Annotated in this window: 14 protein-coding genes and 1 tRNA gene; 9 read left to right on the forward strand and 6 right to left on the reverse strand. The window is 68.0% G+C overall.

Translation table 11 applies throughout. From position 1 onward, the window contains the following. Nucleotides 1-103 precede the first annotated feature (103 nt). Together H0264_RS04200 and H0264_RS04205 are read right to left on the reverse strand one after the other, a co-directional pair. Entirely contained in the window at nt 104-1,585 is a 1,482-nt protein-coding gene (locus H0264_RS04200) for an alpha,alpha-trehalose-phosphate synthase (UDP-forming) (protein WP_181582741.1), read from the reverse strand. Between the two features lie 3 nt (nt 1,586-1,588). Beyond that, on the reverse strand, nt 1,589-1,804 hold the full coding sequence (locus tag H0264_RS04205) for a hypothetical protein (RefSeq protein ID WP_220140123.1): 216 nt from the start codon (nt 1,802-1,804) through the stop codon (nt 1,589-1,591). Between the two features lie 158 nt (nt 1,805-1,962). On the opposite strand from H0264_RS04205, the gene H0264_RS04210 reads away from it, so the two are divergent. The 3 genes from H0264_RS04210 to H0264_RS04220 all read left to right on the forward strand — a co-directional run bounded on the left by H0264_RS04210 (nt 1,963) and on the right by H0264_RS04220 (nt 3,429). Then, nucleotides 1,963-2,796, forward strand: coding sequence for an alpha/beta fold hydrolase (locus H0264_RS04210; protein ID WP_181582743.1), 834 nt, complete (start codon nt 1,963-1,965; stop codon nt 2,794-2,796). Between the two features lie 147 nt (nt 2,797-2,943). Further along, complete coding sequence (locus H0264_RS04215) at nt 2,944-3,186, forward strand: MbtH family protein (RefSeq protein WP_019931522.1); 243 nt, start codon at nt 2,944-2,946, stop codon at nt 3,184-3,186. A 168-nt stretch (nt 3,187-3,354) separates the two neighbouring features. Next, nucleotides 3,355-3,429, forward strand: a tRNA-Thr gene (locus H0264_RS04220). 55 nt (nt 3,430-3,484) lie between these two features. On the opposite strand, the gene H0264_RS04225 is transcribed toward H0264_RS04220, so the two are convergent. Further along, on the reverse strand, nt 3,485-4,660 hold the full coding sequence (locus H0264_RS04225) for an FAD-dependent monooxygenase (RefSeq protein WP_220139942.1): 1,176 nt from the start codon (nt 4,658-4,660) through the stop codon (nt 3,485-3,487). Nucleotides 4,661-4,769: 109 nt separating this feature from the next. On the opposite strand from H0264_RS04225, the gene H0264_RS04230 reads away from it, so the two are divergent. Continuing rightward, complete coding sequence (locus tag H0264_RS04230; protein ID WP_181582745.1) at nt 4,770-5,504, forward strand: response regulator transcription factor; 735 nt, start codon at nt 4,770-4,772, stop codon at nt 5,502-5,504. Beyond that, nucleotides 5,501-6,982, forward strand: a complete 1,482-nt coding sequence (locus H0264_RS04235; RefSeq protein WP_181582746.1) for a sensor histidine kinase — start codon at nt 5,501-5,503, stop codon at nt 6,980-6,982. The genes H0264_RS04230 and H0264_RS04235 overlap by 4 nt, the downstream gene beginning before the upstream one ends. On the opposite strand, the gene H0264_RS04240 is transcribed toward H0264_RS04235, so the two are convergent. Then, complete coding sequence (locus H0264_RS04240) at nt 6,958-7,383, reverse strand: HIT family protein (RefSeq protein ID WP_181582747.1); 426 nt, start codon at nt 7,381-7,383, stop codon at nt 6,958-6,960. The two genes, H0264_RS04235 and H0264_RS04240, sit on opposite strands and share 25 nt — an antisense overlap. A 19-nt stretch (nt 7,384-7,402) precedes the next feature. Continuing rightward, the gene (locus H0264_RS04245; RefSeq protein ID WP_181582748.1) at nt 7,403-7,780 is read right to left on the reverse strand and encodes a PH domain-containing protein; all 378 of its coding nucleotides are present in this window, start codon (nt 7,778-7,780) and stop codon (nt 7,403-7,405) included. A gap of 142 nt (nt 7,781-7,922) precedes the next feature. Here H0264_RS04245 and purD point away from each other — a divergent pair, with 142 nt between their 5' ends. Continuing rightward, nucleotides 7,923-9,206: a phosphoribosylamine--glycine ligase gene (gene purD / locus H0264_RS04250; RefSeq protein ID WP_181582749.1), complete on the forward strand. Its 1,284-nt coding sequence runs from the start codon at nt 7,923-7,925 to the stop codon at nt 9,204-9,206. A 64-nt stretch (nt 9,207-9,270) separates the two neighbouring features. Here the strand turns inward: purD and H0264_RS04255 are convergent, their stop codons facing one another. Continuing rightward, a complete protein-coding gene (locus H0264_RS04255; RefSeq protein WP_338040130.1) occupies nt 9,271-10,371 on the reverse strand; it encodes a M23 family metallopeptidase in 1,101 nt (366 codons plus the stop codon). A 71-nt stretch (nt 10,372-10,442) separates the two neighbouring features. On the opposite strand from H0264_RS04255, the gene H0264_RS04260 reads away from it, so the two are divergent. From H0264_RS04260 to purB, 3 genes are all read left to right on the forward strand, one after another. Then, nucleotides 10,443-11,615 carry a pyridoxal phosphate-dependent aminotransferase gene (locus H0264_RS04260; protein WP_181582750.1) on the forward strand — a complete coding sequence of 391 codons (1,173 nt, stop codon included), beginning with the start codon at nt 10,443-10,445 and terminating at the stop codon, nt 11,613-11,615. Nucleotides 11,616-11,787: 172 nt separating this feature from the next. Beyond that, nucleotides 11,788-12,393, forward strand: coding sequence for a TetR/AcrR family transcriptional regulator (locus tag H0264_RS04265; protein WP_181582751.1), 606 nt, complete (start codon nt 11,788-11,790; stop codon nt 12,391-12,393). Nucleotides 12,394-12,640: 247 nt separating this feature from the next. After that, complete coding sequence (gene purB / locus H0264_RS04270) at nt 12,641-14,062, forward strand: adenylosuccinate lyase (protein WP_181582752.1); 1,422 nt, start codon at nt 12,641-12,643, stop codon at nt 14,060-14,062. Nucleotides 14,063-14,121: the final 59 nt, after the last annotated feature.

The following is a 14,121-nucleotide window of genomic DNA, read 5'->3' on the forward strand; positions in this document are numbered from 1 at the left end:
CCGTCGTCATCCCGGCGCGCTTCTTGGCCGGGATCCACGCAATCGAATCATGACTTGCCTGTGTGGATCCCGGCCAAAAGCATGCCGGGATGACGGAATGTGATCAGTCGCGGATCGCCGGATCCACGTCGTCGTCGGTGAGCAGTGCGCTGCCCGCGACCCGATCTTGCGCCAGCGCGTCCAGGAAGGCTCGCGCCCACCGGTCCACGTCGTGCGTGAGCACCTGACGGCGCATCGACCGCATTCGGCGTCGCCGGGTGTCCCGATCGTCGTCCAGCGCGCCGAGCAGGGCCTCCTTCACGCTCTCCAGGTCGTGCGGATTGCACAGGTACGACTGCCGCAATTCCGCTGCCGCGCCGGTGAATTCGCTCAGTACCAGCGCGCCGTTCAACCCGCCCTGGCAGGCCACGTACTCCTTGGCCACCAGGTTCATGCCGTCGCGCAGCGGTGTCACCACCATGACGTCGGCGGCCACGAAGAACGAGATCAGCTCATCGCGCGGGATCGGCCGGTGCAGGTAGTGCACCACCGGATAGCCCACCCGGGAGAACTCGCCGTTGATGCGTCCCACCTGGCGTTCGATATCCCCGCGCATCTGCACGTAGGACTCGACCCGCTCGCGCGACGGCGTGGCCAGCTGCACCATCACCGTCTCCTCGGGATTCACCCTGCCCTCGTGCAGCAGCTCCTCGAGCGCCGCGAGCCGGATGTCGATGCCCTTGGTGTAGTCGAGCCGGTCCACGCCCAGCAGGATGTTCTTCGGATTGCCCAGTTCCGCACGGATTTTCGCGGCCCGCTCCCGCACGGTGCGCCGGCGCGAGTACTCGTCCATCTCGGTGGAGGCGATGGAGATCGGGAACGCACCCACCCGCACGGTGCGGAAACCCACCTGCACCACACCGAGTTTCGAGCGCACACCCACATTGCCGCGCGAAGTCGGCTGTCCGGCAAGCCTTCTCGCCAGATACAGGAAGTTCTGCGCTCCGCCGGGCAGATGGAAGCCGATCAGGTCGGCCCCCAGTAGGCCCTCGACGATCTCGGTGCGCCAAGGCATCTGCATGAACAGTTCCACCGGCGGGAACGGAATGTGCAGGAAGAAACCGATGGTCAGATCCGGGCGCAGCATGCGCAGCATCTTGGGGACCAGCTGCAGCTGATAGTCCTGCACCCACACCGTCGCGCCCTCGGCGGCCACCTTCGCGGTGTGCTCGGCGAAACGCCGGTTCACCTGCACGTACGCCTGCCACCAGGTGCGGTCGTACACGGGCCGCACGATCACATCGTGATACAGCGGCCACAGCGTGGCATTGGAGAAACCCTCGTAGTAGTCGGCGACCTCATCCGAGGAGAGCGGAACCGGATGCAACTCCAGCCCGTCCTCGACGATCGGGTCGATCTCCACATCGGGAACCCCGGCCCAGCCGACCCACGCCCCCTTGTTGTTGCGCAGCACCGGTTCGAGTGCGGTCACCAATCCACCGGGGCTGCGCTTCCAGCGGGTGGTGCCATCGGGTAGTCGTTCCAGATCGACCGGTAGCCGGTTCGCGACGACGACGAATCCGGAGCCGGAGCTGTCCGGGTTCACGGGTCATTCGCCTCGCGAGTTCGGTCCGATACCCAGCATCGACAGCAGCATCCGGCATTCGTCGGCGTCGGTGGCGTACGCCGCGACGACGCGCTGGGCCTGGCGTGCGGTCTCGTCGGCGAGCGGTTCCAGATCGTCGTCCGCGATGTCGTTGGCGGTGCTCTTCGCGGCCATCATCATGTCCTCTCGGGAAAGTCTGCTCAGGTCTCGAGAGTCCATCGTATCTGCCAGGCATTTCCGGCACGTTCCCTCGGGGCGCAGCGTGCCCTGATCGCGATACTCGAGGCTTGCACATCGGGGCGCTCCGAAACGACGCCGGGCCGAATACCTATACGGTGAGCAGTGCACATGTTCCAACCGATGAAGGGGTCGCAGCCATGCCGTTGGCCACGGTGAACGGAATCTCGCTGAACTACCAGGTCAAGGGAGACCGGTCCAAGGGCACCGACGTCAAGGGCGCGGCGCCGCTGGTGGTCATGATCATGGGGACCGGCAGTCCGGGCCGGGTGTGGGAGCTGCACCAGGTGCCCGCGCTGGTGGCCGCCGGATACCGGGTGTGCACCTTCGACAATCGCGGAATCGCGCCGTCCTTCGAGGCCGCGAACGGCATGACCATCGACGATCTGGTGCGCGACACCGCCGCGCTCATCGAATTCCTCGATGAGGGGCCGGTATTCGTGGTCGGGCAGTCCATGGGTTCGCGGGTGAGCCAGGAACTCGCGCTGGCCCGCCCGGATCTGGTGCGCAAGGCCGTTTTCCTGGCCGGGCACGGCCGCCTCGACCAGTTCCAGCAGACGCTCTCGCTCGGCGAGCACGAACTCGATGCGAGCGGTGTGAAGCTGCCGCCCAAGTACGAGGCCGCCATCACCGCGCTCATGAACCTGTCCCCGGCCACCATGGCCGAGACCAACGCCGCCCGCGACTGGCTGGACCTGTTCGAATTCACCGGCGGCCCGGTCACTCCCGGGGTGCGCGCACAGCGCCGCATGGACCACGATTTCCACCGGCTGGCCGCCTACCGCGGCATCAAGGTGCCTTGCTTGTCGGTCGGATTCGCCGACGACCGCATGATTCCGCCCTACCTGTCGCGCGAGGTGGCCGAGGCCATTCCGGGCGCTCGCTACCAGGAGGTTCCCGACGCCGGGCACTTCGGCTACCTGGAACGGCCGGAGACCGTCAACAAGCTGCTGCTCGAATTCTTCGCGAGCTGAAGGTAAAGGTAACCACCAACTCGTAACGCCCGCCTTGCTAGGGTCCATATCAACGTCGGGGGTTCGTTGCAGTGCTGTGGTGCCTCACCCAGCGCCTATGCGATCCGTCAGCGTTCCCGTACACAGCGCCAGTATCAGTGAGGTGAAATGAGCACCAATCCCTTCGATGACGAAGACGGCCGGTTCTTCGTCCTGGTCAACGACGAGGAACAGCATTCGCTGTGGCCGGCTTTCGCCGAGGTCCCGGCGGGTTGGCGAGTCGTGTTCGGCGAGGACAGCCGTGCCGCGTGCGTCGAGTACGTCGAGAAGAACTGGACGGATATGCGTCCCAAGAGCCTGCGCGATGCCATGGCCGCCGACGATGCGGCCCGTCAGGCGGCGCAGTCCTGAAATTCGCGGTTGACCCGATACTGCGCAGGAACGGTTCCCGAGTGCGGTTCGCCGATGCCATGAGCATCCGGCGACCACGCTCGGGCCGCCCCTGAGGGCATCGGCCGACCCGGTGAACTCCGGCTTTCCGCGCAGCCGGACCACCTGGTTATGATGGGCACCGCATCCGCCTCCTTAGCTCAGTGGTAGAGCACCGCTCTTGTAAAGCGAAGGTCGTCAGTTCAATCCTGACAGGGGGCTCCACCCCGGAAGCCGGGCCGAACCAACAGGTTTCGGCCCGGCTTCCGGCATTTCGCGCTCACGCGCGGGAGTCGGGGAGCTCCGCGTAGTCGGGGAGGTCGATGCCGTTGATCGCGCGCTCGATCAGCTCTGGATCCCAGCCGGTTTCGGGCTCGGCGTCCGGGGCGGCGACCTCGAGACTGCGCACGTGCAGACGGCCGATCTCCTGGTTCGCCTCGACGAAGGCCCGCATGCGCTTCTCGTAGGCGGTGAATCCGGCCTCCGGATCCCAGTCGGCGGCGGCCAGTTCCCCCGCCAGCAGATAGGCGCCGACCAGGGCCAGTCCGGTGCCCTGGCCGGACATCGGCGACGAACAGAAGGCGGCGTCGCCGAGCAAGCCGACCCGGCCGTCCGACCAGCGATCCATGACGACCTGGGCCACCTGGTCGAGATAGAAGTCGGGGGTGTCGTCCAGGTGGTCGAGGATCCGGGGGCCGAGCCAGCCCATTCCGGCCATCCGCTCGCGGAGCAGGCGCTGCTGGGCTTCCACATCGCGGTGGTCGACGTCGAACTCGGCGGCGGGGAACGAGAACATGGCGATCGCGCGGGTGGCGTCCCGCATGGGGCGCAGTCCGGCGGAACGGCCGGACTCCTGATAGTCCATCAGCCAGCGGTCCAAGCCGAACTCATTGGGCACGGTGTAGAAGGCCAGCACCAGCCCGAGGTGGCGGATGAACTGCTGGTGCGGGCCGAAAACCAGTGCGCGCAGCGCCGAGTGCAGGCCGTCCGCGCCGATCACCAGGTCGAAGCGCCGCTGTTCGCCGCCGGCGAAGGTCACGTCGACCCCGTCCGGGTCCTGGCTCAGCTCGGCGATCCGATCGCCGAAGAGGTACTCCACTCCATCGCGGGTGTCGGCGTACAGCACGCGGGACAGGTCGCCGCGCAGAATCTCGATATCCGCGACATACCCGTCGCCGTCGTGGTCTTCGGCGCGAAAGGTCTCCAGCACTTCGCCATTCGCGTCCACGGTGTACGCGCCGGCGGTGTCGGTGCAGGCCGCGCGAACCGCCTCGTCCAGCCCCATGCGCCGGATGACCTCCTTGGCCACCCCGCGCGCGTCCACCGCCTGCCCGCCGGGCCGCAGCCCAGGAGACCGCTCCACCACGGTCACCTCGGCTCCGCGCCGATGCAGCCAATGGGCCAGCGCGGGCCCCGCGATGCTCGCCCCCGCCACCAACACTCTGATCTCGCTCACGAATTGGTGACGATGTGGCCGGCCGGGATTCATCGGTGATGTTCGCGTTCCCAGGAAACTCCCAGCGGGGGCCCAGGTTCGGCCGGGGTGTGCAGCACAATATGAGGTCATGACAGGTGTGTCCGTGCGTGAACCCGAGGCCAGGGTGCTCGTCGTCGATGATGAGCCGATGATCGTGGAGTTGCTGACGGTCAGCCTGCGGTATCAGGGGTTCGAGGTGGCCAGTGCGGCCAGCGGGACCGAGGGGCTGGACAAGGCCAAGACGTTCAAGCCGGATGCGCTCATCGTCGATGTGATGATGCCGGGGATGGATGGGTTCGGGCTGCTGCGGCGGTTGCGGGCCGATGGGATCGATGCGCCGGTGCTGTTCCTGACCGCGCGGGACGAGGTGGAGGACAAGGTCACCGGGCTCACGCTGGGGGCCGACGACTATGTGACCAAGCCGTTCAGTCTGGAAGAGGTGGTGGCTCGGCTGCGGGTGATCCTGCGGCGGGCGGGGCGGACCGCGCCGGAGGAGAAGTCGTCGCGGTTGAAGTTCGCGGATATCGAACTCGATGACGACACCCACGAGGTGTGGAAGGCGGGGGAGCCGGTTGCGTTGTCGCCCACCGAGTTCACGCTGCTGCGGTACTTCCTGGTGAATGTGGGGACGGTGCTGAGCAAGCCGCGGATCCTGGATCACGTGTGGCGCTACGACTTCGGCGGGGAGGTCGGGGTGGTCGAGACCTATGTGTCGTATCTGCGGAAGAAGGTGGACACCGGGCCGGATCGGTTGATTCACACGCTGCGCGGGGTGGGATACGTGATGCGGGAACCCAATCGCGGGAAAACGAGCGTGCAGTGAATGCCGCGGCAGCGCGGCGGAAACTGACCGATCGGCTCGCGGCGGTGCCGCTGCGCACCACGCTGGCCTTGGCGCTGGTGTCACTGGCCGGGCTGGGGCTGTTCATCTCGAGTTTCGCGGTCACCTCGCTCATGCGGGATGTGCTGATGGATCGGCTCGACGAATCGCTGATCGACGCCGCGCACGGGTGGGCCTCGCCGGGGGCGCCGCAGCCGGAACGACTACCGCGGCCGCCGCAGAACAAGGAGCGGCCGGCGCAGTTGTTCTATGTGCGCGTGGAGGATTCGCGGGGAGAGCAGCGGCTGTCCCTCGACGACGGAGCCCAGATACCGGATATTCCAACCGATCTCGGGAATCGGCCGGTCACCGTCGGGTCGGTGGGCGACCCGGGGGAGAAGTGGCGGGTGCTGCGGCGCACCGACCAATTCGGCACCAGCACAGTGGGTTTGCGGCTGGACGAGAACAAATCCATTCTCGACCGGTTGATCGTGCTCCAGGCGGTGATCGGCGCGCTGGTGCTCGCCGCGCTGGCTTTGGTTGCGCGCGTGGTGATCCGGGCCAGTCTGCGGCCGCTGCGCGAGGTGGAGCAGACCGCGGCCGCCATCGCCGGCGGGGACCTGGATCAGCGAGTTCCGGTGCGCGGCACCGACACCGAGGTGGATCACCTGTCGCAATCGCTGAACACCATGCTGCATCAGATCCAGCAGTCCGTGGCCGCCACCGAAGCCTCCGAGGAGGCGGCGCGGCGGTCCGAGGCCAAGATGCGGCGGTTCGTGGCCGACGCCAGTCACGAACTGCGGACGCCGCTCACCACCATCAAGGGATTCTCCGAGCTGTACCGGCAGGGCGCCATCGACGACGCCGGCATGGTCATGGACCGCATCGAACACGAGTCGAAACGCATGGGGCTGCTGGTCGAAGACCTGCTCATGCTGGCGCGGCTGGACGCCCAGCGGCCGGTGGAACGGCGGCCGGTGGACCTGCTCACGCTCGCCAGCGACGCCGTGCACGCGGCGCGCGCGGTCGCCGCGGTGCAGCATCCGGAAGGACCCGCGCGGCCCATCGACCTCCAGATCGTTTCCGGCGAAGGCACATTGGAGGTGCTGGGGGACGAGGCGCGGCTGCGGCAGGTGCTGGCGAATCTGGTCAACAACGCGCTCGTGCACACGCCGTCCGACGCCGCGGTGACGGTGCGGCTCACGCCCGCCGCGGACCAGGTGCTGCTGGAGGTCGCCGATACCGGGCCGGGGCTGAAAGCCGAACACGCGGAACGGGTTTTCGAACGGTTCTATCGCACCGACAGCTCCCGCACCCGGGGCAGCGGCGGCGGCACCGGGCTGGGGCTGTCGATCGTGCAGGCGCTGGTCGCCGCGCACGGCGGGGCGGTGTCGGTGACCAGCGCGCCCGGGGCGGGCACCACCTTCACGGTGCGCCTGCCCCGCGGAAATCCTTCTCAGGCAGGCACGTTCGCGCCGTAGCCGAGATCGCGCAGGGCCTGCTTGATCTTGGCCTGCGCCTCGTCCAGGGACTCCTTGCTCGGATCCGGATCCGCGCCGGTGATGTCGAAATCACCGAGCTCGAAGGCCGGGAAGACGTGGATGTGCAGGTGCGGCACCTCCAGGCCGGCGATGAGCAGGCCCGCGCGCGGGGCGTCCCAGGCCGCCCGCACCGCCTGGCCGATCTTCTGGGCCACGCCCGTCATGCGCGCGAAGGTGTCCGGATCGAGGTCCTGCCACTGGTCGATCTCCTTGCGCGGCACCACCAGCGTGTGCCCCTGCGTCACCGGGGCAATGGTCAGGAATGCGACGAAATCGTCGTCCTCCCAGACGAACCGGCCCGGCAGCTGACCTTCGATGATGAGCGAGAAAACGGAAGCCATGCCCCGGACCTTACGCGCATCACACCGCCACGAAGTGCGACAGGATGCCCTGCACCTCGTAGATGTCGACCTGCCGGTTGAAGCGTTTCTGGATGGGTTGCGGGGCGCCTGCGATATAGATCGCCAGCTCGGCGTCCAGGTCGAAGGTGCCCGCCGTTTCCACCGAGAAATGCGTGATCGCGCGGTAGGGGATGGAGTGGTACTCCACCTTGCGTCCGGTCAGGCCCTGCTTGTCGATCAGGATCAGCCGCCTGTTCGTGAAGAGGATCGCGTCGCGCACCAGGAGGTAGGCGGCGAACACCTGCTCCTGCTGACCGAGCAGCCTCCCGTACTCCTGCTGTGCCGCCCCCGCATCGATGCGCCCGGCATTGCCCATGATCCCGTCGATCAAGCCCATGGCTCTTCCTCACAGTTCGCGGTGATCGCCGTCACGATCCATCATCCCCGGGGTACCCGCTCGCGGGCATGCGAACTCTTCGTGACTTTCTGGGCGACCAGGGGTGCTCAGGGGGATTCCGGCACGATCTAAGCTGTTGGCCGTGCGCGTACTCGTCATCGGTTCCGGAGCCCGTGAACATGCCCTCGCCCTGGCTCTGCGCCGGGATCCCCAGGTTTCCGCGCTGTTCGTGGCGCCCGGCAATGCCGGTATCGCTCAGCATGCCGAGGTGCGGGCGGTGGATGCGTCCAATGGGGACGCGGTTGTCGCGCTGGCCAAGGAGGTCGCGGCGGATCTCGTGGTGATCGGGCCCGAGGTGCCGCTGGTGCTCGGCGTTGCCGATGCGGTGCGGGGTGCGGGAATCGCGGCGTTCGGGCCGTCGGCCGCGGCGGCTCAGATCGAGGGGTCCAAGGCGTTCGCCAAGGACGTGATGAGTGCGGCGGGCGTGCTGACGGCGCACAGCGAGATCGTGGATCATCCGGGCGAATTGGATGCCGCGCTGGATCGGTTCGGGCCCACCTGGGTGGTGAAGGACGACGGGCTGGCGGCCGGTAAGGGTGTCGTCGTGACGGCGGACCGGTCGGTGGCTCGCGAACACGGCGCGGAGCTGCTGGAGAACGGGCATCCGGTGCTGCTGGAGTCGTTCCTCGACGGGCCCGAGGTGTCGCTGTTCTGCCTGGTGGACGGGGAGACCGTGGTGCCGCTGCTGCCCGCGCAGGATCACAAGCGGGTGGGCGACGGGGACACCGGGCCGAACACGGGCGGGATGGGCGCGTACACGCCGCTGCCGTGGCTGCCGGCGGAGACCGTCACCGCGATCGTCGACGATGTGGTGAAACCCGTTGCCGCCGAGATGGTCCGGCGGGGCGTGCCGTTCAGCGGCCTGCTGTACGCGGGGCTCGCCATCGGGCAGGCCGGGCCCGCCGTGGTCGAATTCAATTGCCGCTTCGGGGATCCCGAGACGCAGGCGGTGCTGGCCCTGCTGGACAGCCCGATCGGTGAGCTGCTGTACGCCACCGCGACCGGGACGCTGGACCAGGTGGACGCGCCGCGCTGGAAGGACGGCTCGGCGGTCACCGTCGTGCTGGCCGCCGAGAACTACCCGGCCCGCCCGCGCAGCGGCGATGTCATTTCCGGGGCCGAATCCTCGGGCACCGGAACCGAATCCGAGGTGCTGCACGCCGGCACCGCACAGCGGGAAGACGGTGCGCTGGTTTCCGCGGGCGGCCGCGTGCTCGCCATCGTCGGCCAGGGCGCGGATCTCGCCGAGGCCCGTAAGAACGCCTACGACCGGCTCGCGGGAATCAAGTTGCCCGGCGGGCACTTCCGCAGCGATATCGGTCTCGCTGCCGTCGAGGGCCGCATCACGGTGCCGACCCCGGCCTGATCGACCTCTGAAAGACTTACGCCCCCTTGCGGTTTCGCAAGGGGGCGAAGTGTTTCACCGGCTTTCAGCTGAGGTTGACGCCGTGCAATGCCAGCCAGCGCTGCGGGTCGACCTTCTGCCCGTCCATGACGATCTCGAAGTGCAGGTGCGGGCCGGTCGAGTCGCCGCGATTGCCGATGCGGGCGATCTGCATGCCGGCCGGGACGCGCTCGCCGACGGAGACGAAGAAGTCGTACATGTGCCCATAGATGGCGATGCTGCCGTCATCGTGGCGGATGCGCACCCACAGCCCGAAGCCCTGCGCCGGCCCGGCCTCGATCACCGTGCCCGCGGCCACCGAGTAGATCGGCGAGCCCAGCGGCGCGGCGATGTCGATGCCCGCGTGGAAGGTTCCCCAGCGCGGTCCGAACCCCGAGGTGAACGCCCCGATTGCGGGCAGCGTGTACTGGCCGACTCCGGGCAGCACGAAGGTATTGGCATTGCCGCCCGTGATCCACGGCTGATACTCCCCGGCCACCGCCGCCGCGGCCTCGGCCTTGGCGCGTTCGAGGGTCTGGCGCGCGGCCGCCGCCACCACGGCCTGTTCGCGCAGCCGTTCGCCATTGTTGATGGCATCCAGATACCGCTTGGTGGTTTCCGTCGATGCCTGCACCTGCAAGGGGTGCGCGACCGGAACCCGAATGGCCACACCGGGACTCGGCTCCGCGTCCACCGGAATCAACCCCATGGCACTGTCGGCTCCGGCGAACACCACCACGGCCGTCATCCCGGCGATCAGTACTCGATGCCGCACCGCCCAGTCCCGCGCCACCGGCGCCTGCCGCCGATACTCCGCGCGCGCCTGCCGCGCCAGCTCCTCCACCTCGGCGCGCGAGCGGGGCCGCCGCCCCCACAGCTCGATGCCGCGCTCGCGCACGACCGGAGCCTGCCTTCGCACCCAACGCGCGGTCTGCGCGGCAGCCTGAACACCGCGTGCCACGACCGCGCGCGTGCTGGTCGATTCGGTCTGGCCGGCCAATTGTGACCGCACGCCGGGGGTATAACTACCCTGGTCGCGCCCGAAGCCTCGCTTGCGCGCGGGACGCTCGGTGCCCTGCGCGGGCTCCGCGACCGGTGCCTCCGCTCCCGATTCCTCGGGTTCGGTGGCGGTTTTTCCCCCCGCCATGTGGCTCCCCTCAGCCATTCCGGAGACCATTACGGGACAGCCGGGGGAGCGGGTGCTCTACCGTCTGTCGGGTGCGTATCGAATCTCGGCGGTCGACCATTCCACCTTTTTACGTGATGGACGTCTGGAAAGCAGCAGCTGAACGGGCACGAACCCACGGGGATGTGCTGGTGCTGGCGGCCGGGCAGCCGTCCACGCCCGCGCCGCGGGCGGTGCTGCGAGCCACCCGGGAGGCCATGGATTCCGAATTGCTGGGGTACACCGAGACTTTCGGGATCCTGGCCTTGCGGGAGGCCATCGCGGGGCATCACCGGGATACCTACGGGGTTGCCGTGGAGGCCGACGATGTGGTGGTGACGACCGGGTCGTCCGGCGCGTTCACGCTCATTTTCCTGGCGGCCTTCGATGCGGGGGACACCGTGGTGGTGGCCCGGCCCGGCTATCCGGCCTACCGCAATACGCTGACCGCGCTGGGTTGCGAGGTGGTGGAGCTGGACTGTGGTCCCGAGACCCGGTTCCAGCCGACCGTGGCCATGCTGGAGGCGCTGCCGGAGGCCCCCGCGGGGTTGATCGTGGCGAGCCCGGCCAATCCGACCGGCACCATGATCGCGCCGGAAGAGCTTGCGGCACTTGCCCGCTGGTGTGACGAGCACGGGACGCTGCTCATCTCCGACGAGATCTATCACGGCATCGTCTACGACGCTGGGTTTGCTTCGAGCGCCGAGCCGACAGCATCCGCGTGGGAAACCTCCCGCGAATCCGTGGTCATCGGCTCGGTGTCGAAATACTTCTCCATGACCGGCTGGCGGCTGGGCTGGATGCTGGTGCCGGAGTCGCTGCGCCCGGCCCTGCAGCGGCTGGCCTCGAATATGACGGTGTGCCCGCCCGCCATCTCGCAGTACGCGGCCGTGCACGCGTTCGGGGCGGAGGCGAAGGCCGAGCTGGACGGGCATGTGCGCCGCTACGCAGCCAACCGGCAACTGTTGTTGACCGGTCTGCCGAAGCTGGGCATCACCGATCTGGCGCCCGCGGACGGCGCGTTCTACGCGTACGCGGATATCGCGCACCTGACCGATGATTCGATGCGCTGGTGCCAGGACGTGCTCGATCACACCGGTGTCGCCTTGGCCCCCGGCCTCGACTTCGACACCGTGAACGGCCTTCACACAGTTCGCTTCTCGTTCGCCGGGGCGAGCGCCGACATCGAGGAAGCGCTGGACCGGTTGGAACGCTATATGGCGTGATCTGCCAAGACTTTCCGGACTGGCCCACGAGCCCGCGCGGATGGGGTACAAAAGCTGTAATGCGATTCCGCGCGGCGCGTCCGATCGCCCTTCCTTTCCGGAATCACCACAGATCGCACAGATTTGGCATGAATTTACCGATGATGACTGGCACGTTTGGCACGATTGCACCGTGACCACTGCGACGACTCCGAAAGGCGAACGGCGTCGCCAAGCGCTGGTTTCAGCCGCCGCCGAGCTACTGCTCGAGGGTGGCTTCGAGGCGGTCCGGCACCGCTCGGTGGCGACCAGGGCGGACCTGCCGCTCGCCTCGACCACCTACTACTTCGAATCCCTGGAGGATCTGATCGCCCGCGCGGTCGAGTTCTCCGGCAATGCCGAACTGGATGCCATGCGCCGCCGTGTCGGCGAGGTGACCCACCGCCGCCGCGGTGCGGAAGCCACCGTGGATCTGGTGCTCGATCTGCTGGTCGGCCCCGACCAGCACGACGAGGACGCGCGCGGGCAGCTGATCGCCCGCTACGAGCGCTCGGTCGCCTCGGCGCGGCATCCCGAGCTACGCGAGGTCCAGCTCCGACTACGCGCCCAGCTCGAGGAGCTGCTGGCCGATGTGCTGCGCCGGTCCGATCGGGTGGTACGGACCGAACAGATACGCCGGCTGGTGGCGGTGGTGGACGGGGCCGTCGTGACCGCCCTCAGCGAACTCGACCCGCAACCCCGCCGCATGGCGCGCGGGGCTCTGCTCGAGGTGATCGACATCGTCGCGCCTCCGGCCTGACTCGGATCCAGGAGCGGGAAGCCCACTCCCGGGACCCTCAGGGGTTTCACCCCTGAAACCCCAAGCGGCGAACGGGGAAACACCCCGCCCGCAGACCCAGCACACCATGGTTCGCGGCCGTCTCGATTCTGGACTGACGGAGCGGGGGAGCGAAGCGGAGGAGCGGAGGAGGGAAGAATCGAGACTCAGGGCCGCGAACCCCGCCGGAGCGAAGCGGAGGCAAATAGGCACAGTAAACTGGGTCAACGTGACCTTTGTGCCTAACGTCCTCGCCACTCGCTACGCCTCTCCTCAGCTCGTGCGGCTGTGGTCTCCCGAGAACAAGATCGTTCTCGAGCGGCGGCTGTGGCTGGAGGTGTTGCGGGCGCAGAGTGAGCTGGGGATCGAGGTTCCCGCCGGGGTCATCGAGGATTACGAGCGGGTCATCGAGCAGGTCGATCTGGCGTCGATCGCGGAGCGGGAGCGGGTCACCCGGCACGATGTGAAGGCGCGCATCGAGGAGTTCAATGCGCTTGCCGGACATGAGCATGTGCACAAGGGCATGACCTCGCGCGACCTCACGGAGAATGTCGAGCAACTGCAGATCCGGTTGTCGCTCGAGCATGTGTACGCGCACGGTGTGGCCATCGCCGCGCGGCTGGCCGAGCGGGCCACGCAGTATCAGCCGCTGGTGATGGCGGGGCGCTCGCACAATGTGGCGGCGCAGGCCACCACGCTGGGCAAGCGGTTCGCCTCGGCCGCTGATGAGCTGCTGATCGCGCTCACCCGGCTGCGGGAGCTGATCGACCGGTACCCGCTGCGCGGCATCAAGGGTCCGATGGGCACCGCGCAGGACATGCTGGATCTGCTGGGCGGCGATCCGGCCAAGCTGGCGCAGCTGGAGCAGAAGGTCGCGCATCACCTCGGGTTCAAGAACGTCTTCACCAGCGTCGGCCAGGTGTACCCGCGCTCGCTGGATCACGACGTGCTGTCCACGCTCGTCCAGATCGGTGCGGGCCCTTCGTCTTTCGCGCACACCATCCGTCTGATGGCGGGCCACGAGCTGGTGACCGAGGGCTTCCAGCCCGGTCAGGTCGGCTCCTCGGCCATGCCGCACAAGATGAACACCCGCTCGGCCGAACGGGTCAACGGCCTGCAGGTGGTGCTGCGCGGCTACGGCTCCATGGCGGCCGAGCTGGCGGGCGCGCAGTGGAACGAGGGCGATGTGTTCTGCTCGGTGGTGCGCCGCGTCGCGCTGCCGGACGCGTTCTTCGCCGTCGACGGCATGATGGAAACCTTCCTCACCATCCTGGCCGAATTCGGCGCCTACCCGGCCGTCATCGACCGCGAGCTCAATCGCTACCTGCCGTTCCTGGCCACCACCCGCATTCTCATGGCCGCCGTGCGCGCCGGGGTGGGCCGCGAGACCGCGCACGAGGTCATCAAGGAGCACGCGGTGGCCGTGGCGCTGGCCATGCGTGAGCAGGGCCGTGAGCCCGATCTGCTGGATCGCCTGGCCGCCGACGACCGCATGCCGCTGGACCGCGCGGCCCTGGATGCCGCGCTGGCCGATCGGTCCGCCTTCATCGGCGCGGCCGAGGCGCAGACCCGCGATGTGGTCGCGCAGGTGCAGAAGCTGGTCGACGCGAATCCGGAGGCGGCCCGCTACACCCCGTCCCCGATCCTCTAAGGGAGACAAGGATTCTCGTACGATCACTGGGTCATCCCGGCGTGCTTTTGGCCGGGATC

This window comes from Nocardia huaxiensis, assembly GCF_013744875.1.
Classification (GTDB): domain Bacteria; phylum Actinomycetota; class Actinomycetes; order Mycobacteriales; family Mycobacteriaceae; genus Nocardia; species Nocardia huaxiensis.

Excerpts from the sequence above, each read along its gene's own strand:
- H0264_RS04205 (WP_220140123.1), bottom strand. The coding sequence starts at position 1,804 with ATGGACTCTCGAGACCTGAGCAGACTTTCCCGAGAGGACATGATGATG.
- H0264_RS04210 (WP_181582743.1), top strand. The coding sequence starts at position 1,963 with ATGCCGTTGGCCACGGTGAACGGAATCTCGCTGAACTACCAGGTCAAG.
- H0264_RS04215 (WP_019931522.1), top strand. The coding sequence starts at position 2,944 with ATGAGCACCAATCCCTTCGATGACGAAGACGGCCGGTTCTTCGTCCTG.
- H0264_RS04230 (WP_181582745.1), top strand. The coding sequence starts at position 4,770 with ATGACAGGTGTGTCCGTGCGTGAACCCGAGGCCAGGGTGCTCGTCGTC.
- H0264_RS04240 (WP_181582747.1), bottom strand. The coding sequence starts at position 7,383 with ATGGCTTCCGTTTTCTCGCTCATCATCGAAGGTCAGCTGCCGGGCCGG.
- H0264_RS04245 (WP_181582748.1), bottom strand. The coding sequence starts at position 7,780 with ATGGGCTTGATCGACGGGATCATGGGCAATGCCGGGCGCATCGATGCG.
- H0264_RS04255 (WP_338040130.1), bottom strand. The coding sequence starts at position 10,371 with ATGGCGGGGGGAAAAACCGCCACCGAACCCGAGGAATCGGGAGCGGAG.